Genomic DNA, 21073 nt, shown 5'->3' with positions numbered 1-21073 from the left:
TACGTTTCCGATACCGGGCACATTCAATTTACCAACTTACTAAAGAGTAGAAATTAGCTATTTTTTGATCTGCTGTAATAATAGCAGCTTGACTTCTTTTGGCAACGGCTACAACCACTCTATCTGCTGGATCTCGGTGTTCCCATTCTAATTTGACACTTTCTAGCCAAATGTCCTCATCAATTGGAACGATCCGAATAACATTAGACTTTTTTAAAGTAGCGATATAGTCATCAATACTTACTCCTAAATCTAACTTATGATTTTTGATCTTGATAGCTATTTCCCAGATGGCCGTTGATGGAACTAAACCATTTTTTTATTGTTCCATCTGCTGACAAGCATCTTTTGCCGGTTGAGAAAGTTTCTCTGGATCTAAACTCTACCAGATGAGAGCGCAGGTATCAAGGACAACTGTCCTACTTCCTGCCATTCTTCAGTTGTTGGCGTAGTTAAATCTTCAAAATATTTTACTTTCCCCCGCATATCCTTAAATAATTCTTCAGTTGAAACAGACTTTTCATACTGAGAAATTATCACAACTGGTTTATTGTCATCCATCACTAAAATTTCTTCGCCTTCAAGCTCGACAAGTCGCAAAAATTCTAGTAATTGAGCTGTTAATTGACTTTTGTCTATGGTTTTCATAGGACAATGATTGGTGTTGTGTTCAAAAGACCTCTTGCAAAAGTCAAATTTACCCCCCTTAGTCCCCCCTTCCGCGGGGAGAAACAAGAATAATCTTGCTCCCTCCCCTTAATAAGGGGAGGGTTGGGGTGGGGTGCTTTGGATTTTTGCAAGAGTTCTAAACTACATTATATCTCAATACCCTTCACTGAGCAAAGGATGTCATTGCGATTCAAGAAAGCAATCGCAGGGACTATGAAGCTTTTGAATTAAAGGAGATGCGAGGCGAGCAATTCTTTTTTTCCTGATTAACTTTTACCCAATCGTACCTCATCTTTATGAGAAAAACTATACTTAATCTATGGTGAAAGCTTTAGAGGCGATTTATCTGCCAGATGCGAATCGATGGATTAATTGGATACAAAGAGGCATTTAAGCCACATTCGATATCATAGCAAATCCTGCTTTAATATCGGGTTGATTCTTCAGTCCCCCTCTGCTAAAACTTCGTTTGACAAGAAACAATTTCAATCGCCGATCGCCTAAAATCAAAAATCAGCTACAATAAAAAATTAAAAAGCAATCAAAAAACATCGCCATGAGCGTAATTGCAGCCAAATGGACGATCGCCCAACCCACCCGCCACACCAGTAAGCTATCGCGCAAATAAACATTGCATATTCAGGGCGGGCGGGACACCCCCACAAAAGTTAGATTTTTTTGACATTCAATTTAAATGCCACAACAGCTTAACCGCCATTATATAGTTTTTTTTCTCCCGCGCAGCCGATCGCCTAAAATGATGTCCGGTCAATGAATCGCAATAAAAATGTTTGTAGTGAGGACTTTAGTTATTAATATCGTGCTTAGGTTGCACCTTGCCGCTCAGTCATATCGTTTCCGGTGGCATTGGAATAATGAAATTGAGTCAACAGTTAATACTCAACCATTCAGTTTTTAGACCCGAATCAACAGTCAACAGTCAACAGTCAACAGTCAACAGTCAACAATTCCGGTATGAGGGCAACCGGAATTGATATCATTAGCTAGTATTCAGCACTTAGTAGTTATTAGTCAGATGGCAAAAGAAAGAAGGAATAATATCTACTTTTGCAGTCTTGCCTGTTTATTTGCTAAACTAGAGGTTGCGCTCTGTCAATAAACGTTAGATTTATGCACAGGTTATTCACTGGGAAACTGCAGGTAGACTGTTTAACAATACCGATCGCAAATTTTCCAGCAAATCTATCGGGTACTAAAATAGTACAGCTTACTGACTTTCACTATGACGGGGTGCGACTGTCGGAATGGTTGCTAGAAGAGGCGATTGCGGCGGCTAATGAAGCCGAACCAGACCTAATTTTTTTAACGGGGGATTTTATTACCTTCGATCCGGCACCTATTCACGACTTAGTGCAGCGATTGAAAAACTTGCAAAGTCGGATGGGAATTTACGCGGTTTTGGGGAATCACGACCACTATTGGCCGGGGGCAAAAATTGAGGTTGCTAATGCTTTGAATAACGCAGGTATTCGGGTGTTATACAACGAAGCCATTTATCCTTTGGGGGCTGAGTTGGCTTTAGTTGGGTTGGCAGATTTTTGGTCTGGCGATTTTAAGCCTGAACCTGTAATGACATCAATAAATCCGGGGATTTCTCGGATTGTATTGTCTCACAATCCTGATACTGCTGAAAAGCTGCAAAAATGGCGGATTGATTTGCAGTTTTCCGGGCACACTCACGGCGGTCAAATTGTGATTCCCGGTATCGGGCCTTTGTATGCTTGGGTGAGAAAAATTGGCTATTTGATTCCTGAACCAATCCGAAAGTGGATTCCTCTTCTGTCGGCTTGCGATAGAGTAGTTAGTCACTGGGAATGGGCTAGCGGTTTGCATCGGGTTGGGAGTAATTTGCTGTACGTGAATCGCGGTTTGGGAACTTATGCGCCAGGGAGGCTATTTTGTCGGCCGGAGGTGTCAGTAATTACTTTGGTTTGTCAAGAACAGGGGGCGGTTGAAACGGCTTCTACGCGAGACTTGCACTCGACAGGAAGGGGTTGAAGGCTGACGGTTAAATTTAGGTTGTTTTCTTGTGTCTGCGGAGGCGGAGGAAAGTTTGACTTTTGCGGAGTTTCAACCGCCGCCTGCATCTACGAGATTTTTTGGGCAATTATTATTAACTGCCTTCTCCAAAGCGATAGCCTCTACCGTAGACTGTGTTAATTAGGGTGGATTCGCCTGGGGCTTCTATTTTACGTCGCAGCAGGCGAATTTGAGCGGCTAATACGTTGCTGCTGGGTTTTTCTGTTTCACTCCACAAGTATTGGTGGATTTGTTCGTGTGTTAGCAATTGACCGGGATGGCGCATTAAGTATTCTAATAACTGACATTCTTTTTCTGATAGGTCAATTGTCCGATCGCCCCGATAAGCAATTTGATTGTCGTAGTCTAGCTGTAAGTCTGCAACTTGCAGCCGCCCGACAGCCACCTCGGCATCAAAAGTAGGGGGGCGTCGCAGCAAGGCGCGGACTCTGGCTAGCAGTTCTCGCAGTTCAAAGGGTTTAACTATATAGTCGTCTGCGCCGGCATCGAGTCCTTTGACGCGATCGTCTAGGGTATCTTTGGCGGTGAGAAATAGCACTGGTGTATTCCGTCCTTGCGATCGCAATTGCTGACAAATTGCCAGTCCGGTTTGTCGGGGCAGCATCCAATCTAAGATTAGCAAATCGTAAGATTTCTGCATTGCTAAATTGCTGCCTGTCGCGCCGTCAATTGCCACATCAACTGTATAACCTTCGCGGCTTAAAACTCGACTCAAAGGGTCAGTCAACTCAACTTCATCATCAACTAAAAGAATCCGCATCTTGATTTTACATTTTAGTTTTTTCGACTTAGCTCAAAACAAGTTTTAGATGTTAGATTTAAGCATGAATTACAGGAAGCTTGCAGATAAGTAGGTTTTGTAGGGATTTCCCCCCTGCGGTTGCTTTGTCTGCCGTGAGGTTAAGTTTAGAAATGCTTAGGTTAAGCAAACTGATTTTGCTATATTTTAAAATGTGGAATATTTTCTGATTCGCTGTAAGCTGCTGCTAGCCATTCCTGGATTGCAGGAATTGCTAAAATCGCATCAGCATAAGCTTTTCCCTCTGCATTGAATTTGACTCCGTAGGTGACAAAACGCAGGACGATGGGAGCAAACATAGCGTCAACAATTGTAAATTTTCCGAACAACATAGGGCCACCTGTTCCGAATTTTTGACGGCATTCGTGCCACATGGTAAAGATGCGGTAGATCTCTGCTTCAACACTGGGAGTCATTCCTTCTCCGGGATAGCGGTTGCGACAGTCCATCGGCATATTTTGGCGCAGATTTTGGAACCCCGCGTGCATTTCGGCGCAGATGGAACGGGCGATCGCCCTTTGGGCGATATCTGCAGGCCACAAATGATGCGCGTAGCGATCGGCAACATACTCGCAAATTGCTAAAGATTCCCACACTTTCAAGTCGCCGTCGATTAAAACAGGCACTTTTCCCGAGGGAGAATAGCGCCGAATTTCCGCGTGGCTTGTCGGCCCGTCTAGGGGGATTCTCACTTCCGTAAATTCCAGTCCAGCTTGTTTCATCACCAGCCAAGCACGCAGCGACCAAGAGGAATAATTTTTGTTGCCAATAACAAGAGTCAATTCGGTCATAGTTTAGCTGTGAGTTATTTGCGATCGCCCGTTCAATTTCCAGTTTTAGAGTTGAATACACAAAGGATAGTCCAGTTCTGTGCAACAGCCTCTGCAAGCATCTTACATTAACAACCTCCCAGCGTTCCGCGTTTTTCGGCAAACTTCGATCGGGTGGTGTCATCGAACACGCTTAATTTCAACTGAGATGAGAAACCTCTGAGCCTGGGGATTCTGGGGTGGTTAGCGGTAGGTACGGCTACTGTATAATCCATTTCCTCTGCCTCTAGACCCCCGCCTGAGAGAATTTCATCTACTGTAACTTTCAGGGAATCCGGGTCTACACTGTGAAATTCTTCGTCAAATTCTTGACTGTCAAACTCTTGATTATTTTCCATACTGACCGCCCTTTAAAAAAGTGAGTCTATAAAAACTTACTAAATATAATATATACCAAAACAAAGGATCGAGCAATAGCGTAAATTTATTTTTAACTGTGAACTATATGTGTTATTCTGAGTTTGGCAAAAGCTGTTTCTGCTTGTGCCGCGATCGCCCCTTCCCAAATTGAGCAATTTACACTTTAAAAATTGACATGATTACTGTTGCACTTCCCAAAGGCGGATTGTTAGGAGATAGTATTCGGCTGTTTAAATCGGTTGGATTAGACTTCAGCGCTTTTCTAGATTCCTCTAACCGACAACTTCAAATTTATGACCCCACCGGAACAGCAAAAGCTTTGCTAGTCAGGACGCACGACGTGCCTGTTTATGTGGAATACGGTCAAGCTGATTTGGGGATTGCCGGTTATGATGTTTTGCGGGAAAAAAAACCGAAAGTTGCTAATTTAATTGATTTACAATTTGGCAAGTGCCGGCTGTCGGTGGCGGTGAAGGAATCTAGTTCCTATCGGCGAAGTGTGGATTTGCCACCTCACGGTAGAGTTGCTTCTAAGTTCGTCAACTGTGCGAGGGAATATTTTCACAATTTGAACTTGCCGGTGGAAATTGTGCCGCTTTACGGTTCTGTGGAGTTGGGGCCGATTACGGGTATGTCGGAGGCTATTGTGGATTTGGTTTCGACTGGGAAAACTTTGCGGGAAAATGGTTTGGTGGAGATTGATGTTTTGTTTGAAAGTTCGGCTTATTTGATCGGTCATCCTTTGAGTTACCGTTTGAATTCTGGGGGAGTTAATGAGTTGATTGGGAAGTTGAGGGAGCAAGTTTTGACAGCGGTTTGATGTGGGTTTAAGTTAGAAAATCTTTATCGGTTCGCAGTAAGGAACTTAGTCATTATTGTTAAATATGAGGACTGAAGTCCTTACTAGGAACGGTTTTATTTAGTTCATTTCTGAGCTGCTATTGGCAGGTATAAGACCTAGTTTTTCCCGGCATTTATCTATATAAAAACTGACGACTGTATCTGCAGGGTTTTGTTCGATTAGTTGCTGAAAGTATCCTAGGGCGGCGACAAATTTTTTGGCTTGCCATCCTTGAATTCCTTTGTCAAATAAAGCCTGGGTAAGCTGCTTGGCCTGGGAGTCTGGACTGGATGCGGGCCAGATTTCGTAGATTTCAATAGCTTGCTGCTTGCCACGCGGGGTTACTCTATCGATCCACCGATAGTAATAATTGTTGCTGGCTGAATGGCTGTCGGCTGCTGTCGCGTGAGAATTTGAAATCATACTCTCCCCTATTTTGGCTTCCAAGTCACACTTTAATAATAGACTTTCTTTTGAGTTTGAATTCGGACTTATGTTATTTAGAAATTCTCTGGCATGAACGATCGCATTTTCGCTAACAATAATTTGGCAGCCATATATTTTAGTTAAATTTTCTAAGCGAGAAGCTGTATTTACTACATCGCCGATGACTGTAGAGTCCATCCGGCGATCGGAACCCAAGGTGCCGATCATGCCGATCCCGGTGTTAATTCCTGTACCGATGTTGACGGGATATTCTAAATTGTATTTATGGCGATCGGCATTAAATTCCTGCAAACTTTCTTGCATGGCTACTGCGGCTTCGATCGCATTTATAGCGTGAGAAGTCGGCAGATCGAATACTGCCATGATGGCATCGCCTAGGTATTTGTCAATAAACCCGCCGTGGGACGTGATGCAATCGTTCATTTTAGTAAAAAAAGCGTTCAACCATTCAAAGGTTTCGTGTGCTGGTTGAGATTCTGCGATCGTCGTAAACCCGCGAATGTCGCAAAATAGAATAGTCAGCTCTTCTTCTGTGACATTTCCCAATTGAATCGATTCTATGCCTTTTGGGGCAATTCGTGTGAGAATCTGCTCCGGTACAAATAGCTGAAATTTTTCAGCAATATATTCGCTGGCCTCCCAAGCTGCGGCGATTTGGCGCTGGCTTTTTTCTGTGACTTGCTGGTTGAATTGGGAAGTTACAACTTGCGATCGCATTTGGCTCAACTGCAAAATATTTTTAATTTTTGCCAGCAGCAAGCAACTGTTAAAAGGCTTTGTTAAATAATCATCTGCCATCCTTTCTAACCCTTTGAGGCGAGAGGTGTCGTCACTGAGGGCAGTCAAAAAAATCACCGGTACAGTTTGTAAAGCCGTATCCTTACGCAGGATGTCGCAGACATCAAAACCGTCCATATCCGGCATCATAATATCAAGTAAAATTAAATCTGGTCGAAATGTGCGGGCGAGGGAGAGCGCTTCATCGCCAGATAGCGCTGATACTGTGGTGTATCCTTCGACTTGCAATAACTCTTGGAGTAAAGTCAGATTATCTGGCTCGTCATCAACCAACATGATGCAGGGCGACTTGTTTGACATGGAATCTGATAGGTAAAGTTTGTCACCGACCGGCAAGGACGAAAAATTGAGGTATTTAGCAAGGATTGACGGACGATCGCCTAGAAATCGGATTTTTTTTGATAATACTGCATCCAGATTTTTAATCGGGTAAAAAACCCAATTTTTTTAGTTTAATAGCGTCCAGAACAGATTGTGTTGTATTCTTGACCTTTTCCTCTGGTTCCTGAAAAAAGATGCCCCCGCTCGATCGCCGAAATAGTTGAGTTCGGTTCAGATAAATTGATTTTACATTCAATTTAAAATTTCTCTACTATTGAGTTTAGCCTTTCGCACGATCAAATGTAATAAATTACACCTTGGTGGCAGTGAATCCAAGGCAAAACACTGTGAAAAACAGATATTTCGATTGCGTTGCTGCGCTCAAAATGACAAAAAAACGCCGAACTTGGTATTATGCACTCTGCCAAAGAAACCGGGTTTTTTACCCGATTTGTGCGCTACAACGCGCGTATTTTCGCAAAAAACCCGGTTTCTGACCACCGGTGCGTAAATGCTTTTTAAGAGAGAAAAGAACGGATAGTCGCGATCGCCAAATTAAGATCCAGCGGCTTGCTCAAATAACCAGAAGCGCCAGCTTCAAAACATCGATCGCGATCGCCAGCCATCGCCATCGCCGTCACCGCAATCATCGGTACCGAGTCCCATACAGGATCTGCCTTAACTCGCCGCATCAACTCAAAGCCGTCAACATCCGGCAATTGAATGTCCATCAAAATCAAATCCGGCAGTAACTCCGGCGCAGTAGAAGCGGCCAAAATTCGATCGACCATCGCCTTCCCATCCGCGATAATCTCTACCCCGTAGCCCTCCAATTCCATCACCTCCGAAATTAACATTTGGTTAAAAGGCTGGTCTTCCACAACCAAAATCCGCTTGCTACCAATTGGCAAAGCGATCGCAGAAGCAGGGATTAACTTAGAATCCAAGGCACAAGCAGCAAAGCTTCCCGACTCTTGACGCATCTCCGTCAAAGGCAGCCAAACGCGGAACACACTGCCGACATCGCAAACAGATTGAAAAGAAACAGTCCCCCCGTGCAGTTCGGCCAAACGCTTAGTCAAAGCCAAACCCAAACCGGTGCCTTCGTGCCGCCTAGTCAGGGAAGAATCAACCTGTTGAAAAGGTCGAAATAGCAAGTTCCAACGGTCTTGAGGAATGCCGATGCCGGAGTCTTTCACTTCCAAACAAAAATAAGGAGTGCTGTCATTTACAGGAGAACAATCCGGTCGATAATCGCCTTTGATTTCGCTGCCGTAGGCCAAACGCCCGCTGAGTTTAACTTGTCCTTGTTCCGGTGTAAATTTGATGGCATTGGAAAGTAAATTAATCACAATTTGTCGCACTCGTCGTTCGTCTATCAAAACTTTATTAATGCGGTAATCTAGTTCTGAAGACAAAGCAATCCGCTTTTTGTCTGCCCTCGGCTGAATCATTTTTAGACAATCTGTAGCGAGTTCGTGAACGCGCACTGGCAGCAAATTTAGTTCTACTTTCCCCGCTTCAATTTTAGAAAGATCGAGAATATCGTTGATTAGTTGCAACAAGTGCTGGCCGCTTTTTTCGATCAGTTCTACATAGTTGATTTGTCGAGTGCTCAACTGTCCGGCTGTTTGACGCAGCAGCAAGTCAGAAAATCCGAGAATGCTGTTGAGAGGTGTCCGCAATTCGTGGGACATCGAAGCTAAAAACTCAGATTTCAATTGAGAAGAATACTCTAATTGTTCGTTAACTTGGCGGAGGTTTTCTTGTGTCTGAGCCCGCTCGATCGCCGTACCCAGCGTCCGACAAGCCGCTGTGAGCACTTCTTGATGGAGGGAGGCTTGCAATTTTTTGACGTTGCGGGACTCCAGCGTCAACACTCCGATGATGGTGCCGTCGGTAGAGGCGATCGGAAAAATCCCCAATTGTCCGATTCCCGGATGTCGAAATTGTGGCACAGCATTGGGATGTTGGGCATAGTCATCGATCAACAAAGGTTGACCGGTTTCCACCACTTTCCACAGCAAACCGATGCCGTAGGGAATGCCTTTGTCGAGCAATTCTTGCATTCCGGCGGCGACTGGTTCCCCGTAACTAGCCAAAAATTGACCAGAAACTTGGTTGGAAATTGCCGCCGCTTGTCTGTCATTTCCCGAACCGCTAATTACTTTGACGTCTCCGAAAGCAGCATTCGTCGCCTCTACCAAATAGCTAAGGGCAAACCTACCTATTTCTTGCAAACTATGAGAGTTTTGCAGGCGTTCTGTTAAACCTAAAAGAAAGCTCAGCCTTCTGACTTCTGCGTTCAGGCTAGCTTGGGATGTTCGGTATACAGTAACGTCTCGAAAGGTAAACAGTCTCCCGCCGCTGTTGGTAATTGTGGCGAAGACTTCCAAACAAATGCCGTTGGATTGCTCGAAATAAAATGATAAATTTTGTTCCTGAGATGTTTTCAGTGCTTCCTGAAACTGTTCCCACTGCTGAAGCGACAAGTAACCGCGATCGACAATTTCGGCAAATAGCAACTCGCACTTGGGCTTTGTGGCCAGCCATTCTGGGGACAGTTCCCAAGTGTCTGCCAATTTTTTGTTAAACAAAACTAAGCACTCAGACGAGTCGAACAGAGCGATGGCATTGTCTACTTGATTGAGAATCAGTTCTTGGTCTGCGCTCAACTGCTGCAAGTCTGTGTCCATTTTTTTTGTGTCTGTAGCTCTTAGTTTTGCGGTCATAACTGTCTGCAGGTCTGCCAATAGTTATTTTATAACTCTTTACTTAATTTGACATAATTTTACGTTTGTTGGGGTTGAGGGCGATCTGCGGGCTTTGTGATCTGAGGCACTTGCTGGTTGTGGAGGACGATCGCGCGATCGACTTGAAGTGTCTCAAAGTGCGATCGACCCTACAATTAAATCATTATATTCAGCAAAAATCGCTTTTAAATCCCTGATTATTGTGAATAAACATTAATTTTTGGTGTCTTCGGGGTTTGCGGTGCTCATAAAAACTAATTAGAAAAGCCAGCTAATAGTCGAACTCGAAAATTGTCAAAATCAACAAATCCATAGGCTTGACGCTTAATCACTTTGAGACGATTGTTGATTTCTGACCTACAACCACTCGTTGTTCGGTTCAATAAATAGTTACAAATTCCATCGATATGATTGCGAAGCATTGTATATTTTGATGACAATTAAAAATAGTCAAATCCTCTCCCTCTCTCCCCCTCAATCGCTATAGACAATCTATATGAGCAACAGCTTACTATCTCGAATCAATTCATGTATATCGCATATATCGAACGCAGTCAAATCGAGCTTGGTGCAAAGAAATCGGGATTAGGATGAGTGGCGTTCCTCTAGAAATACCCCTAAAAATATCAGCGAGTCAAAGAAGAAGCAAGCTAAGTCTGACAAAAGAATTCGTAACTTGATTGAGGAAAAATTTGGAGCAGGTAAAAGAAGATTTAGCCTTGGTAGAGTCATGGCTAAATTTTCTAATACTTCTGAAACAGCCATCGCCATAATTTTTCTGGTGATGAATATTTCCGCCTGGGTACGGCCGGCTTTTTGGCTTTTTTTATGTCTATTTCACAACACAAACCTTTTTTCAGGTTTTGAGTCTCGGATAATTAGCAAAAGTTATATTTTATAAAAAAAAGATGAGCAAAATCTATTGATTTAAGGTCATCGCAAATTCAATCAACTTTCTAAATGCTGTTTTCTGACTTTTTCAGCAAGCCCTAATTAAGACTTGAGCAGTGCCATTGGACTAGAGTCCTCATTAGGAACATCAAGAAGTAATTTGCATATCATAAATCGGTTGATTTGTCAAGCAATTCCAGTGGCAGATAAATAAATCTGGCACTTGAAGGCAGACAGAGGCGATCGCAGGTGCAGCCGGAAAAGGCCAAAGTCGATCGAACAAAATCTTCTCCCCTACAAACCCAAACTGCATCAAATAAGTCGCCGGAGGCGCATTTAAAATATCCACCAACAAGCGGTAAGCCAACTGGTACAACTGCTGCCGCCAAACATCCGACAAATGCAGCGGTTGACGGTAACTCAACTCGCCTGACAATTTATCGGATTCTGCGGCGATCGCCTCAGCATAAAGCGGCCCCTTTGCTGTGTGCACCACAGGGAGCCAAAAACTGCCCTCGCCGACGGGAAAAAGCAGTTCCTCAGCCACTCGATCGCGCGCCACCGCAACATTGCGGCAAAATTTAAACACATCTTGACCCGGAAAAACCAGATCGGACGGCACATCCAGCGTCATAGGACAAACGATCGCCCCAGCGGAGGCGATCGATCCAGAATTGAGTGCAGAAATTCCACAGATATTGACTTCGGTTAAAGGATGAGATCGAGCGATCGCCTCAAGGAGACTTGCTGCTACTTTTTGCCCGTCACCCGTCACAATCAAAACCTCAGACATTGCCAAAGCTCGGCATTTGAATCCCGCGATCGTCATCAGGATCGACACTAGGCAGATCCAAGCCCTTAGCCTTGCGATTGCGAACCGCCAGACGGTAAGTCACGCTTTGCAACTCTGTATGCAATTGGCGGTTTTCCTTTTGCAGTTGATCCAGCTTTTCCTTAATCGGCTCGATCCGTTCGGCAAACTTCTGGCGGTAAACCCCTGGCAATTCCTGAACAACTTGTTCGAGCATCCGAGAGCGATCGGTCAATTCTTGCACTGACTGCCGCAGTTGGTAAACCTCAGCATCCCGATCGGCGATTTGTTCTTGATAAAAACCCACCTGTTCTTCAACAGCTTGCAGTTGTTCGCGCATCGCCTGCATTTGAGCTTGGTGGCGATCGGAAACTTCCGGCGCAGGAACAAAACTCGTATTTCCCTTCACCAGTCTGAAAAGTTCTTGAGACAACTGCTGCACCAATTGGTCGCGCATTTGCAGCTCTTCGGTGAGACGAGATACCTCTGATTGCAGTTCTTTTGAGCTTACAAGTTTAGTTAGATTCACGATGACTCTCAGCTTTTGCTATAAAATGTGTTTCTCTTTAAAAATATCTTTCCCTTACCGAAGAGGCAAGAGGCACTGTCAAAGTTTTTAAGCTGTGTCGGCGCGTTGGAGCGATCGACCATCAGCCAAGGGTAAAGCTCAGTTTAACGCAGATCTGGTCTAACCGATCGCAGTCGAGAACACGAGAGCATCTGGTGTTTTGCAACGCCGCATTTTTTTATTGAGCGTGCGAGCGTCCCCGAAGAGCATATTGTACTACTTGCGAGATCGCGACAGCACTATGAAATGTAAAACTGAGATGCTGCCGAGAGCACTTTCCCAGCTTCGTCCAAAGTGCTGCCAAAACAGATAATTCCGTCCTCGTGACCGGCCATCGCCAGAATTTTTCGATCGGCGAGATTCTCCTCCTCAAAAAGTCTAAACATTTCTAAGGCCATTTGAGGAGTGCCGTAAGGTATTTCTTTTCTAGTAGTAGGAATTTTAAACAGCAGTTGTTGCCAGAGTTGAGGATTGTGGATGTGAATAATCGCCCCCACATCGCCAGCATGAAGGTAAAGTGCTGCGTGAGTCAGGGACTCCGACGAAGCTGGTACCGGGCCCCGGCAGCAGAGGAAATTTTGTTCTAAGTTAAATTCAGTAACAGTACAGTAGGATTCTGGCCCTAGCTGCGGCAAGTGTGCTGTCTGGGTGCCGGAAATCACGAACTGGCAAGAATTGCCAATCCTGACGCTGACGTTCCCAAACCCGATGCCATTTTCGTAGACGGCAATTAGTCCCCAAGAGTGGAGTCGATCGCGCCAGTCCATCAAATCTGCTATGTCCCCGGCAGCTACAGGGTCTGCCTCTTTCCAGTCACAGCGGTACTTAACGACTCCTTCATCCATTCATTTTCCTGCAAATTGCGGACACGACAGACACGGCTGGGTCAAATACTTCACCGAATTTGTCAAACTGCTTTTTTGCCGGCTGGGTCTAGTCTACATTCCAGTGTCGCCGTAATTGGCGATCGACATCAACAAAAAGTAAGCTACGAAAGAAGAGCCAATTATTCCAAATATCATAGGTTTAGCCTCAATTGGTGATTGCAAAAGTTAAATGTAAAAAGTACGCTTTCAGGCTGGGAGTTTGATTCCAGGCTCTGGCCCGAGCTAATTTCTTCTGTGAAACTATGTAACACCCCGAACAACTTATAGCTTTAGACTACAGCATTTATACTGAGCTGAGTTACTCCCTAAGGAATATTTAACGAAAAACCATGCCTTTATAGGTAACTCAAGTAAAAAGCAACCGTATATTTACGTATTTTTTTCATTATACATACAGGGAAGCAAGCGGAACACCCAAATTACATATCTTAAAGATTTTTTAACTAATTACCCAAAAAGCAAACCGATCGAGCAGTGAATGCCCGATCGGCTCTGGGTTTTCTGTGGAGCGAGCGCGCCTGCCACCTTTTAAATGTGGAAGTGATACAAGATACTGCCGTCGTCTTTAATTTCGCAATTGGCATTAAAGATTTCAGCTTGTTCGTTCAAAAAACGCTGGGCGACATCCGGCGACAGCCGCGTCTCCATCGCAAACCGCACCAAAGTGATTTCGCCGCGGTTTTCTTTGATCAGTCGGTACAAAGCACTTTGGAGCCTTTCGCTCTCTTCTCGCTGAAAAGCTGTTTTGTGCTGCCAATCCGCCACCGAAGGAATCAAACCGCGACTTACCAAAATCGCCAACAGCAAGCCAACTCCCAAAATCAGAGGCACAGTCGGATCGCTCGTGGGCGTGGCCACAATTTGCGGCGCTGCTGCGGCAGCCAAACTGCTCACCATTTCTTTTTCCGACGCTTGCGTATCCGCCATCGCGAGCTGAGTTTTGTTGTAAAAGTCTTGCTGAAGCTTCATTTGCTGCAACAGGCGAGCGCGCTCTCTTTCGTATTGGTCGAGTTGTTGTTGAGCTTGTTTGAGGTCTTGAGTGACTTTTGCCAAGCGTTGGTTGAGCGACTGATTGACTGATTGCCACCGATATCTGTTAATCAGGCGGCTTTTTTCAACCATGCCTTTCATCAACATATCCGCCGTTTGCACTGCTTGATCCCGATCGAGCGAGCGATACCCAACAGCAATCTGTAGAGGTTCTTCCGGCTTAGAAATCTTGACGCTAGCATTTTGTCGAACTTGCTGAGGCGACAGCTTAACTGCATCTGCGACTGCTTTGACAACATTATCTGCCAGCAGAACATCGGGAGTCAGTTGCTCTCCCTGCTTGAGAATTGTCGCGCCCGTGCTCGAAAATTTTACTGGCGGATTATTAGAAGCCAGAGTTCCTTGAGCCAGGAATCCCGGCAGCGGAGCTAGGCGGTAGGCTAATGCCCCTGAAATACCCATAATTACAGCAAAACTGCCTAGGGCAATCCATCTGTACTGATTTGCTGAAGATCTAAAACGTAAATTTCCCATTTTGATAGTCAAGTCATAACATTCACTTTGCTGTTGCAGCTAGTCCCAAACCAAAGAGCGATCGTCTCTTTCTTTTGAATGAAATTGACTGCGGAAAAATCACTCAGATTGTAGCGAAAAGCTCTCAGATCGGCTTTTCAGAGTTGCAAATATTCATGTTTCTAAAAAAGCACCGTACCTGTGTTTTTTCCTAACTATAACCTCAGCTTTTTTGTTTGGGAATTACTCAAAAAATTGCAGGTATGACGATGATAAAGTCAAGTTTGTTGCCAATTGGGGAGCCTCGTGCGAGAGTGAAATCTTGCGGAGCCTCGCCGTGTTTGTTGACACTTAAAACTTTCACTTTTTCGCCTGCTGCAATCCTCCAATTATTTTACTTCTTGGTGTGCGTTTTGTGGAAGCGATCGCGCGGGTGGGTTGTTGCTCGATCCTGCGATCGCCCGCAGGTTGTACGGCACTTCGTTCTCATCTGAGATGCCCTCAAACTCGATACTTCTTGTCACGGCACATTCACAGCGATCGCAATTACGATCCACCCGCGCGATCGCGATTAACAAACTGCTAATTTTGCCGAGCTTCTCAAATAAGAGCGAGTAAAACAATCAAAAAAAACTTAAATATTCTTCCTAAAAAGTTACTAGCCCAGAATTATACCACGCACTAACAGTATTTGCTAAAAATAAAAAGTTGTGGAGCGGGCCACAAGACCTGCTCCACATCAAAAAACGATCGTAGGATAAAATTATGAGCGATCGACCGTACCGACGAAAGTTCAGAAGCCGATCGGCAAAATAAGACCCTCGCGGGCCATGACAGCCTTGGGGAAAGCGATTTGCACATCTTCGGCGATGCGATCGAGAAAATCGTCAGTATGAGCCGGATCGTGGTGAAAAATCACCACTCGTTTCACCCTTGCTTCCTTAGCCATTCTCACCGCTTCCTGCCAAGTCGAGTGTCCCCACCCCACCTTCGGAGACTTGGGATTGTGATATTCCTCGTCGGTGTACATCGCATCGTAGATCAGCACGTCAGCGTCGAGGGCCAAATTGTAGACATTCTCATCTAGTCGATCGGGAAAATGCTCCGTATCAGAACAGTAAACCACCGAACGTCCCTGCCAACTCACCCGATATCCCATAGCAGTATTCGGGTGATTCAGAGAACCAGTCCTAATCTCAATATCGTCCAGCATCATCGTCTGGTTGTGATTGAGTTCGTAGAAATTCAAATCTGCTGGCAAACCCATCAGCGGCACCGGCGAATTCGAGTGCAGAATCCGTTCCACAAAATGCCTTTTGAGACAATCGCCATCCGGCGGAATCGCCCCATAAATATCAAACCTATTGCCGCGGATAAAAGCTGGGGCGAACAGCGGGAAACCTTGAATGTGATCCCAGTGATAGTGAGTAAAAAACATATAAGCTTGCACCGGCATTTCTTGCATCAACTGGTCTCCCAGCATCCGCAAGCCTGTTCCGCCGTCAAAAATCAAGCGTTTGCCAGCTACTCGCATTTCCAAACAAGAAGTATTTCCGCCGTAGCGAACAGTTTCCGATCCTGGTGTCGGAACACTGCCCCGCACGCCCCAGAACTGTACGACAAAATCATCCATACCTTTTATTGATTCCGAGGGTTGAGGGCAATCAACGGGAGTTGCCGCTACAGAGGACAAGCTGATTTCCATTTTAAAATTCAGACTTTAAGGTTCCACATTGTCCGTGATGGCGCAGCAGATGGTCGCACAACACTAAAGCTACCATTGCTTCCACCATTGGCACAGCTCTTGGCAAAACGCAAGGGTCGTGCCGTCCTTTGGCCGCTAGCAGCGTTGCTTCACCCTCTCGGGTAACTGTGCGCTGCTGCTGGCGAATTGTCGCAGTTGGTTTGAAGGCCGCCCGCAGAATGATATTTTCACCGTTAGCAATGCCACCCTGAATTCCGCCGGAACGATTCGTCACTGTACGAATTGCCCCTTGTTCATCAGTATAGTATTCATCATTGTGTTCGCTGCCCAAAAGCATAGTCCCGGCAAAGCCAGAACCAATTTCAAAACCTTTGCTGGCGGGTAAGGACATGATAGCTTTTGCCAAGTCGGCTTCGAGTTTGTCGAATACGGGCATTCCCAAGCCTTTGGGTACGTTGCGGGCGACGCATTCGACTACACCGCCGATCGAATCTCCGTTGTCGCGAACTTTTTCGATTAGTTCAATCATTCTTTCGGCGCAGTCGGCATCGGGACAGCGGACGATGTTGCTTTCTACTTGTTCTAAGGTAACAGTGTCCGGGTCGGCGACGCATTCTAAGTGTTTGATGCGTTTGACGTAGCCAACGATTTCGACTCCAGCGGATTGAGAGAGAATTTTTTTGGCGATCGCCCCTGCTGCTACTCTACCAATAGTTTCCCTCGCCGAACTTCGACCTCCGCCTTGCCAGTTCCGAATTCCGTACTTAGCATCGTAGGTAGCGTCGGCGTGGGAAGGGCGGTAAGTTGTCGCCATTTCGCCGTAATCTTGAGGGCGAGTGTCTTGATTGCGGACTAAAATTGCGATCGGAGTTCCCAGAGTTTTGCCTTCAAACACCCCCGACAGAATTTCGCAGGTATCTGCTTCTTTGCGGGGCGTCGTAATTTTGCTTTGGCCTGGGCGGCGGCGATCGAGTTCCGCTTGAATTTCCGATGCGTCTAGCGACACCAGGGGCGGACAACCGTCTATTACTACTCCCACACCGCCGCCGTGAGATTCCCCAAATGTCGATATCCGAAATAAATGCCCGAAGGTATTGCCCATAGTGCTTTCGCCTGAAACCTGATAATTTTTACTTTAACTGGAAGATATATTTTTCCAATAGAGATTTACTGTATTTTTGCAGAATATAGCATTGACTGGGGAGGCGAAAGGTCGATCGGGCACTGCAGAAGTTCGATCGCTGCGGAGAAGGGGAGAGGGAGAGAGGGCGAGAGGGGGAAAATTGGGCAAACCTTCCTTCTTCCTTCTTCCCTCTTCCTTCTTCCTTCTTCCCTCTTCCTTCTTCCTTCTTCCTTCTTCCTTCTTCCTTCATCTCTAATCTTCGTGTTCTTCAAAAGGATCTCTCAATTGCTTGGCGGGAGGGCCGAAAGCCGTATAAATCGTGAAGCCGGTGATTGCCACCAGACACACACCGAGAGAAATACCTAGAAATGCTGCTGGTTCCATATTGGGGAGCAATTATGAGTTATCCACTCTATAATATTACAAAAAATAACAATCCGTCTCAAAGTCTAGTGATTTTAGGCTGGGTAGGGTATGGCAGCATCCGGGGGAGACGGGGAGACGGGGAGAGTCGGAGACTGCGGGAGAGTCGGAGACTGCGGGGTCTAAAAAATTGCGATCGCAATTAGCGGTGGAAGTATGTCAAACTTTTCTGTAGAGATTCATTGTAGGTGACTTATGGCACAGCGGACTTGGTTAGGAGATATACTCAAACCCCTTAACTCAGAATACGGCAAGGTAGCCCCTGGTTGGGGAACCACCCTGTTGATGAGCGTTTTCATCGGACTGTTTTTCGTGTTCTTGTTGATTATTTTGCAAATCTACAACTCTTCACTGATTCTGGAGAATGTGGATGTCGATTGGTCGAGTCTCGGCCGCTAAAATTTGAGCGCGAAACAGTCAGGCTAACAGTAAAAGCTGAGGGTAGAGGAGAAAGGGTAAAAGCTAAATTTTCCCATTTTCCCTTGCCCTTTCCCGTTAGTGGCTCGTAATTTAATGCTAACTAATTAAACAAAATACCGGAGAAAAAACATGAATATTTTTGGAATTGGCTTGCCGGAAATGGCAGTAATTTTTACCATCGCCCTGTTGGTATTCGGCCCGAAAAAGTTACCGGAAATCGGTCGGAGTTTCGGAAAAGCACTGCGGGGATTTCAAGACGCTTCGCGGGATTTTGAGTCGGAGTTTACGCGGGAAGCCAAGCAGTTAGAAGAAGCAGTCGCAACTACCAAAAAGCCCGAACCCGAAAAAATCGCGGCAGCAAAGGAAGATACCGCCAACAGTTAGATGAATAACACTCATAAGTCGGAAAAACCAGCGGAGTTAATAATTCCCCAGCTAATAGTGGGCTTGGGAAATCCAGAACCAAAGTACGATCGCACGCGACACAACATCGGCTTTAATGCAGTCGATACCTTGGCTAAATCTTGGCAAATTTCCCTGTCAGAAAACCGCAAATTTCAAGGCATATTTGGCGAGGGAAATCGGCCGCGAGGACAGAAAATCCGCTTGCTGAAACCGTTGACGTACATGAACCTGTCCGGCCAATCGATTCGGGCGGCCACAGATTGGTACAAAATACCTCCAGAGTCCGTATTAGTAGTATATGACGATATGGATTTGCCGATCGGCAAACTCAGAATGCGAGTAGCAGGTTCAGCCGGCGGCCACAACGGCATGAAATCAACAATTTCTCATTTAGGTACAGACAAATTTCCCCGCTTGCGGATTGGCATCGGCAAACCTCAAAACGATCCTGCTAAAAATGACAAAGATACGATTTCCTTCGTATTAGGAAAATTTTCCTCAGAGGAAAGTCAATTAGTAGAGAAAGTGCTTAAATTAGTTGTAGAAGCTGTGGAACTTAGCCTCCACCAAGGAGTAGAAAAAGCCATGAGTCTTTACAACAATCGTACCATTGCAGAAACAAACGCGGAAACAAAAAGGTGAGTTCGAGACGTTTGCCCGAAACAACTGCATATGTCCGAGTGACTGGCCAATCTTGGCTAAAAGGCACCATTGAGGGTGAAGTAAGTGCCGGCAATTTTGAGTGGCAGTTTCAGTGGCGTTTCACCGCAGAAAAAACACTGATACTGGAACCATCTCGGGGTAGGGCATTGATTCAAGAACCGCTGCACCGTTTTCTGGAAAAATGGGATTATCAGCTTGAACCGGGCGGGGATTATTCCTTTACCGTTCGGGCTCAGTTTTGATACTCAGAAACCGGGTTTTTACGAAATACTTCGTTACCACACCCTAAAACTCTCAAAAACCCGGTTTCTTTGGCCTGGAAACACCTTGAGTCAGAAACCGAGTTTTTACGACAATACCGCACTGCAGCACGCTAAAACTCTCAAAAACCCGGTTTCTTTGGCCTTGACGCTACGAACTAAGAAACCGGGTTTTTCCGAGATTTATGGTTTTCAACAAGTATTTTCGTAAAAAACCTGGTTTCTAGCCTCTGATGAAATGCGGGATAATCAATTGATTGGTGGTGATTGCAGTAATTCTTGAATTAAAGCAGGCGGGGTTGCTTCTCGGTAAGCGCCGCAATAATACATCGTCAAAACAGCTTTGTAAGCCCAGTGATTTGATGGCACATCGGTAAAAGGATTTGGCAAAGTTTCAGCCTGATTGAGCACGCAAGCATTGAGGATTTGTTCTCGCGTTGGCTGCACTTGAACTAAAGAATTATTTAGCTTGACTTGTGCGGTAGTTTGTGCTTTTACAGAAGCAGAAAAGGTATCCGCTCAATAAATCGGGGTAACAGAAAAAAAGAAGGTTCACAATCTAGGCACAGCATGGTAGAATATAAAGCATGACGCAAAAAACATCTAGTGACCAATTAGTAGAAACCTTACTGCAAAGCCTTGAGCCATCTGAGATTGCTGACGAATCATTGCGTCGTACAGTGTCCATATTGCTGAACCTTATAGAGCAATTACAAGCAGAAACCAGAGAATTACGGTCAGAAAATCAAAGATTAAAATCCGAAAATAATCGCCTGAAAGGAGAACAAGGCAAACCAGAGGTCAAAGCTAATGGAGCGAAAAAGTTAAAAGAGAACTACTCATCCGAAAAAGAGCGAAAAGCACCAAAAAAGCACATTAAAAGTAGTAAAAATGCTTTCGTCAAAGTTGACCGAGAAAAAATTCTGGAGTATCCTGAAGCAGAACTACCATTCGATTCAGAATTTAAGGGTTATGAAGAGGTAATAGTTCAAGACATTTTACTAAAAACAGATAACGTGTTATTCCGGAAACAGAAGTATTACTCACCTTCAGAAAAGAAAACATACGTTTCACCGTTACCATCCGGATATGATGGGGAGTTTGGGCCCGGAGTAAAAGCCTTAGTTATCAGCCTTTACTACGGAGGCAACATGACTCAAGGAAAGCTGTTAGATTTTTTAAGCAATATTGGGATTTCGATGTCAGCCGGTTATTTATCAAATCTAGTGGTGAAAAAATCATTAAATTTTGAATCGGAATTTAGCGAAGTGTATGTATCCGGATTAGCGAGTAGCCCTTGGCAACACTTAGATCAAACAAGTGCGCGTGTTAAAGGAATAAATCACACTACAAATATAATTTGCAACCCCTTATATACAGTTTATTGTACAACTTTAAGAAAAGACCGATTAAGCGTACTTGGAGTATTACAGAACAACCCAGAACTTGAGTTTATTCTATCTCCACTTACTTACCAGCTATTAGATAAGTTCAATGTACCCCAGAAGTGGAGCCATCAAATTAAAGGATTGCCT

The 21073-nt window shown here is 45.0% G+C and carries 23 protein-coding genes and 3 pseudogenes; 8 read left to right on the top strand and 18 right to left on the bottom strand.

The genetic code is table 11. From position 1 onward, the window contains the following. Positions 1–28: 28 nt before the first annotated feature. Both QUB13_RS25710 and QUB13_RS25705 read right to left on the bottom strand, forming a co-directional pair. Positions 29–298 (bottom strand): annotated as a pseudogene (locus QUB13_RS25710) (type II toxin-antitoxin system VapC family toxin); the annotation flags it as partial. 77 nt (positions 299–375) lie between these two features. Further along, positions 376–648: a type II toxin-antitoxin system Phd/YefM family antitoxin gene (locus QUB13_RS25705; RefSeq protein WP_333386584.1), complete on the bottom strand. Its 273-nt coding sequence runs from the start codon at positions 646–648 to the stop codon at positions 376–378. A 1152-nt stretch (positions 649–1800) separates the two neighbouring features. Here QUB13_RS25705 and QUB13_RS25700 point away from each other — a divergent pair. Continuing rightward, on the top strand, positions 1801–2688 hold the full coding sequence (locus QUB13_RS25700) for a metallophosphoesterase (protein ID WP_333386581.1): 888 nt from the start codon (positions 1801–1803) through the stop codon (positions 2686–2688). A gap of 115 nt (positions 2689–2803) precedes the next feature. Here QUB13_RS25700 and rppA read toward each other — a convergent pair whose 3' ends face one another. The 3 genes from rppA to QUB13_RS25685 form a co-directional block, all read right to left on the bottom strand. Further along, complete coding sequence (gene rppA, locus QUB13_RS25695) at positions 2804–3490, bottom strand: two-component system response regulator RppA (protein WP_333093613.1); 687 nt, start codon at positions 3488–3490, stop codon at positions 2804–2806. 179 nt (positions 3491–3669) lie between these two features. Beyond that, on the bottom strand, positions 3670–4320 hold the full coding sequence (locus QUB13_RS25690; protein WP_333093612.1) for a glutathione S-transferase family protein: 651 nt from the start codon (positions 4318–4320) through the stop codon (positions 3670–3672). 107 nt (positions 4321–4427) lie between these two features. Next, positions 4428–4697: a hypothetical protein gene (locus tag QUB13_RS25685; RefSeq protein WP_333093611.1), complete on the bottom strand. Its 270-nt coding sequence runs from the start codon at positions 4695–4697 to the stop codon at positions 4428–4430. A 197-nt stretch (positions 4698–4894) separates the two neighbouring features. Here QUB13_RS25685 and hisG point away from each other — a divergent pair, with 197 nt between their 5' ends. Further along, positions 4895–5539, top strand: coding sequence for an ATP phosphoribosyltransferase (gene hisG, locus QUB13_RS25680; RefSeq protein WP_333093610.1), 645 nt, complete (start codon positions 4895–4897; stop codon positions 5537–5539). Between the two features lie 99 nt (positions 5540–5638). Here hisG and QUB13_RS25675 read toward each other — a convergent pair whose 3' ends face one another. From QUB13_RS25675 to QUB13_RS25665, 3 genes are all read right to left on the bottom strand, one after another. Beyond that, positions 5639–7105, bottom strand: coding sequence for a response regulator (locus QUB13_RS25675; RefSeq protein ID WP_333093609.1), 1467 nt, complete (start codon positions 7103–7105; stop codon positions 5639–5641). Between the two features lie 539 nt (positions 7106–7644). Further along, positions 7645–9858 carry an ATP-binding protein gene (locus QUB13_RS25670; protein WP_333386575.1) on the bottom strand — a complete coding sequence of 738 codons (2214 nt, stop codon included), beginning with the start codon at positions 9856–9858 and terminating at the stop codon, positions 7645–7647. 275 nt (positions 9859–10133) lie between these two features. After that, a complete protein-coding gene (locus QUB13_RS25665; protein WP_373534591.1) occupies positions 10134–10301 on the bottom strand; it encodes a transposase in 168 nt (55 codons plus the stop codon). 81 nt (positions 10302–10382) lie between these two features. Here QUB13_RS25665 and QUB13_RS25660 point away from each other — a divergent pair. Beyond that, a pseudogene (locus QUB13_RS25660) lies at positions 10383–10780 on the top strand (transposase); the annotation flags it as partial. 138 nt (positions 10781–10918) lie between these two features. Here the strand turns inward: QUB13_RS25660 and QUB13_RS25655 are convergent. The 9 genes from QUB13_RS25655 to psbN all read right to left on the bottom strand — a co-directional run bounded on the left by QUB13_RS25655 (position 10919) and on the right by psbN (position 17763). Then, on the bottom strand, positions 10919–11563 hold the full coding sequence (locus QUB13_RS25655; protein WP_333386572.1) for a hypothetical protein: 645 nt from the start codon (positions 11561–11563) through the stop codon (positions 10919–10921). Next, positions 11556–12110 carry an Npun_F5560 family protein gene (locus tag QUB13_RS25650; RefSeq protein WP_194010078.1) on the bottom strand — a complete coding sequence of 185 codons (555 nt, stop codon included), beginning with the start codon at positions 12108–12110 and terminating at the stop codon, positions 11556–11558. The genes QUB13_RS25655 and QUB13_RS25650 overlap by 8 nt, the downstream gene beginning before the upstream one ends. Before the next feature lie 278 nt (positions 12111–12388). Beyond that, positions 12389–12994: a class II aldolase/adducin family protein gene (locus QUB13_RS25645; RefSeq protein ID WP_333386569.1), complete on the bottom strand. Its 606-nt coding sequence runs from the start codon at positions 12992–12994 to the stop codon at positions 12389–12391. Between the two features lie 570 nt (positions 12995–13564). After that, positions 13565–14560 (bottom strand): hypothetical protein, encoded by a 996-nt coding sequence (locus QUB13_RS25640; protein ID WP_333386566.1) that lies wholly within the window; start codon positions 14558–14560, stop codon positions 13565–13567. Positions 14561–14928: 368 nt separating this feature from the next. After that, positions 14929–15162, bottom strand: coding sequence for a hypothetical protein (locus QUB13_RS25635; protein WP_333386563.1), 234 nt, complete (start codon positions 15160–15162; stop codon positions 14929–14931). A 170-nt stretch (positions 15163–15332) separates the two neighbouring features. Next, complete coding sequence (locus QUB13_RS25630) at positions 15333–16244, bottom strand: MBL fold metallo-hydrolase (protein WP_194010074.1); 912 nt, start codon at positions 16242–16244, stop codon at positions 15333–15335. 1 nt (position 16245) lies between these two features. Further along, entirely contained in the window at positions 16246–17346 is a 1101-nt protein-coding gene (gene aroC / locus QUB13_RS25625) for a chorismate synthase (RefSeq protein WP_333386561.1), read from the bottom strand. A 65-nt stretch (positions 17347–17411) separates the two neighbouring features. Further along, the gene (locus QUB13_RS25620) at positions 17412–17639 is read right to left on the bottom strand and encodes a hypothetical protein (protein ID WP_333386558.1); all 228 of its coding nucleotides are present in this window, start codon (positions 17637–17639) and stop codon (positions 17412–17414) included. Continuing rightward, the gene (gene psbN, locus QUB13_RS25615; protein WP_442922027.1) at positions 17620–17763 is read right to left on the bottom strand and encodes a photosystem II reaction center protein PsbN; all 144 of its coding nucleotides are present in this window, start codon (positions 17761–17763) and stop codon (positions 17620–17622) included. The genes QUB13_RS25620 and psbN overlap by 20 nt, the downstream gene beginning before the upstream one ends. 222 nt (positions 17764–17985) lie before the next feature. Between psbN and psbH the strand changes: the two genes are divergently transcribed. The 4 genes from psbH to QUB13_RS25595 all read left to right on the top strand — a co-directional run bounded on the left by psbH (position 17986) and on the right by QUB13_RS25595 (position 19520). Continuing rightward, complete coding sequence (psbH, locus tag QUB13_RS25610; RefSeq protein ID WP_006633692.1) at positions 17986–18189, top strand: photosystem II reaction center phosphoprotein PsbH; 204 nt, start codon at positions 17986–17988, stop codon at positions 18187–18189. 150 nt (positions 18190–18339) lie between these two features. Beyond that, positions 18340–18594: a TatA/E family twin arginine-targeting protein translocase gene (locus QUB13_RS25605; RefSeq protein ID WP_194010071.1), complete on the top strand. Its 255-nt coding sequence runs from the start codon at positions 18340–18342 to the stop codon at positions 18592–18594. Then, a complete protein-coding gene (gene pth, locus QUB13_RS25600) occupies positions 18595–19257 on the top strand; it encodes an aminoacyl-tRNA hydrolase (protein ID WP_333386555.1) in 663 nt (220 codons plus the stop codon). Next, a complete protein-coding gene (locus tag QUB13_RS25595; RefSeq protein ID WP_194010069.1) occupies positions 19254–19520 on the top strand; it encodes a DUF3146 family protein in 267 nt (88 codons plus the stop codon). Before pth ends, QUB13_RS25595 begins: the two co-directional genes overlap by 4 nt. A gap of 267 nt (positions 19521–19787) precedes the next feature. Here QUB13_RS25595 and QUB13_RS25590 read toward each other — a convergent pair whose 3' ends face one another. After that, a complete protein-coding gene (locus QUB13_RS25590; RefSeq protein ID WP_333386552.1) occupies positions 19788–19985 on the bottom strand; it encodes a hypothetical protein in 198 nt (65 codons plus the stop codon). 140 nt (positions 19986–20125) lie between these two features. Here QUB13_RS25590 and QUB13_RS25585 point away from each other — a divergent pair. Next, positions 20126–21073: pseudogene (locus QUB13_RS25585) on the top strand (hypothetical protein); the annotation flags it as partial.

Origin of the sequence: Microcoleus sp. B4-D4 (genome assembly GCF_036705185.1) — a bacterium.
In the GTDB taxonomy this organism is placed as follows: domain Bacteria; phylum Cyanobacteriota; class Cyanobacteriia; order Cyanobacteriales; family Microcoleaceae; genus Microcoleus.
The sequence above is the reverse complement of the archived record's forward strand: the minus strand, read 5'-3'. Positions and strand labels throughout refer to the sequence as shown.

Excerpts from the sequence above, each read along its gene's own strand:
- QUB13_RS25705 (WP_333386584.1), bottom strand. The coding sequence starts at position 648 with ATGAAAACCATAGACAAAAGTCAATTAACAGCTCAATTACTAGAATTT.
- QUB13_RS25700 (WP_333386581.1), top strand. The coding sequence starts at position 1,801 with ATGCACAGGTTATTCACTGGGAAACTGCAGGTAGACTGTTTAACAATA.
- rppA (WP_333093613.1), bottom strand. The coding sequence starts at position 3,490 with ATGCGGATTCTTTTAGTTGATGATGAAGTTGAGTTGACTGACCCTTTG.
- QUB13_RS25690 (WP_333093612.1), bottom strand. The coding sequence starts at position 4,320 with ATGACCGAATTGACTCTTGTTATTGGCAACAAAAATTATTCCTCTTGG.
- QUB13_RS25685 (WP_333093611.1), bottom strand. The coding sequence starts at position 4,697 with ATGGAAAATAATCAAGAGTTTGACAGTCAAGAATTTGACGAAGAATTT.
- hisG (WP_333093610.1), top strand. The coding sequence starts at position 4,895 with ATGATTACTGTTGCACTTCCCAAAGGCGGATTGTTAGGAGATAGTATT.
- QUB13_RS25675 (WP_333093609.1), bottom strand. The coding sequence starts at position 7,105 with ATGTCAAACAAGTCGCCCTGCATCATGTTGGTTGATGACGAGCCAGAT.
- QUB13_RS25670 (WP_333386575.1), bottom strand. The coding sequence starts at position 9,858 with ATGACCGCAAAACTAAGAGCTACAGACACAAAAAAAATGGACACAGAC.
- QUB13_RS25665 (WP_373534591.1), bottom strand. The coding sequence starts at position 10,301 with ATGCTTCGCAATCATATCGATGGAATTTGTAACTATTTATTGAACCGA.
- QUB13_RS25655 (WP_333386572.1), bottom strand. The coding sequence starts at position 11,563 with ATGTCTGAGGTTTTGATTGTGACGGGTGACGGGCAAAAAGTAGCAGCA.
- QUB13_RS25645 (WP_333386569.1), bottom strand. The coding sequence starts at position 12,994 with ATGGATGAAGGAGTCGTTAAGTACCGCTGTGACTGGAAAGAGGCAGAC.
- QUB13_RS25640 (WP_333386566.1), bottom strand. The coding sequence starts at position 14,560 with ATGGGAAATTTACGTTTTAGATCTTCAGCAAATCAGTACAGATGGATT.
- QUB13_RS25630 (WP_194010074.1), bottom strand. The coding sequence starts at position 16,244 with ATGGAAATCAGCTTGTCCTCTGTAGCGGCAACTCCCGTTGATTGCCCT.
- aroC (WP_333386561.1), bottom strand. The coding sequence starts at position 17,346 with ATGGGCAATACCTTCGGGCATTTATTTCGGATATCGACATTTGGGGAA.
- psbH (WP_006633692.1), top strand. The coding sequence starts at position 17,986 with ATGGCACAGCGGACTTGGTTAGGAGATATACTCAAACCCCTTAACTCA.
- QUB13_RS25605 (WP_194010071.1), top strand. The coding sequence starts at position 18,340 with ATGAATATTTTTGGAATTGGCTTGCCGGAAATGGCAGTAATTTTTACC.
- pth (WP_333386555.1), top strand. The coding sequence starts at position 18,595 with ATGAATAACACTCATAAGTCGGAAAAACCAGCGGAGTTAATAATTCCC.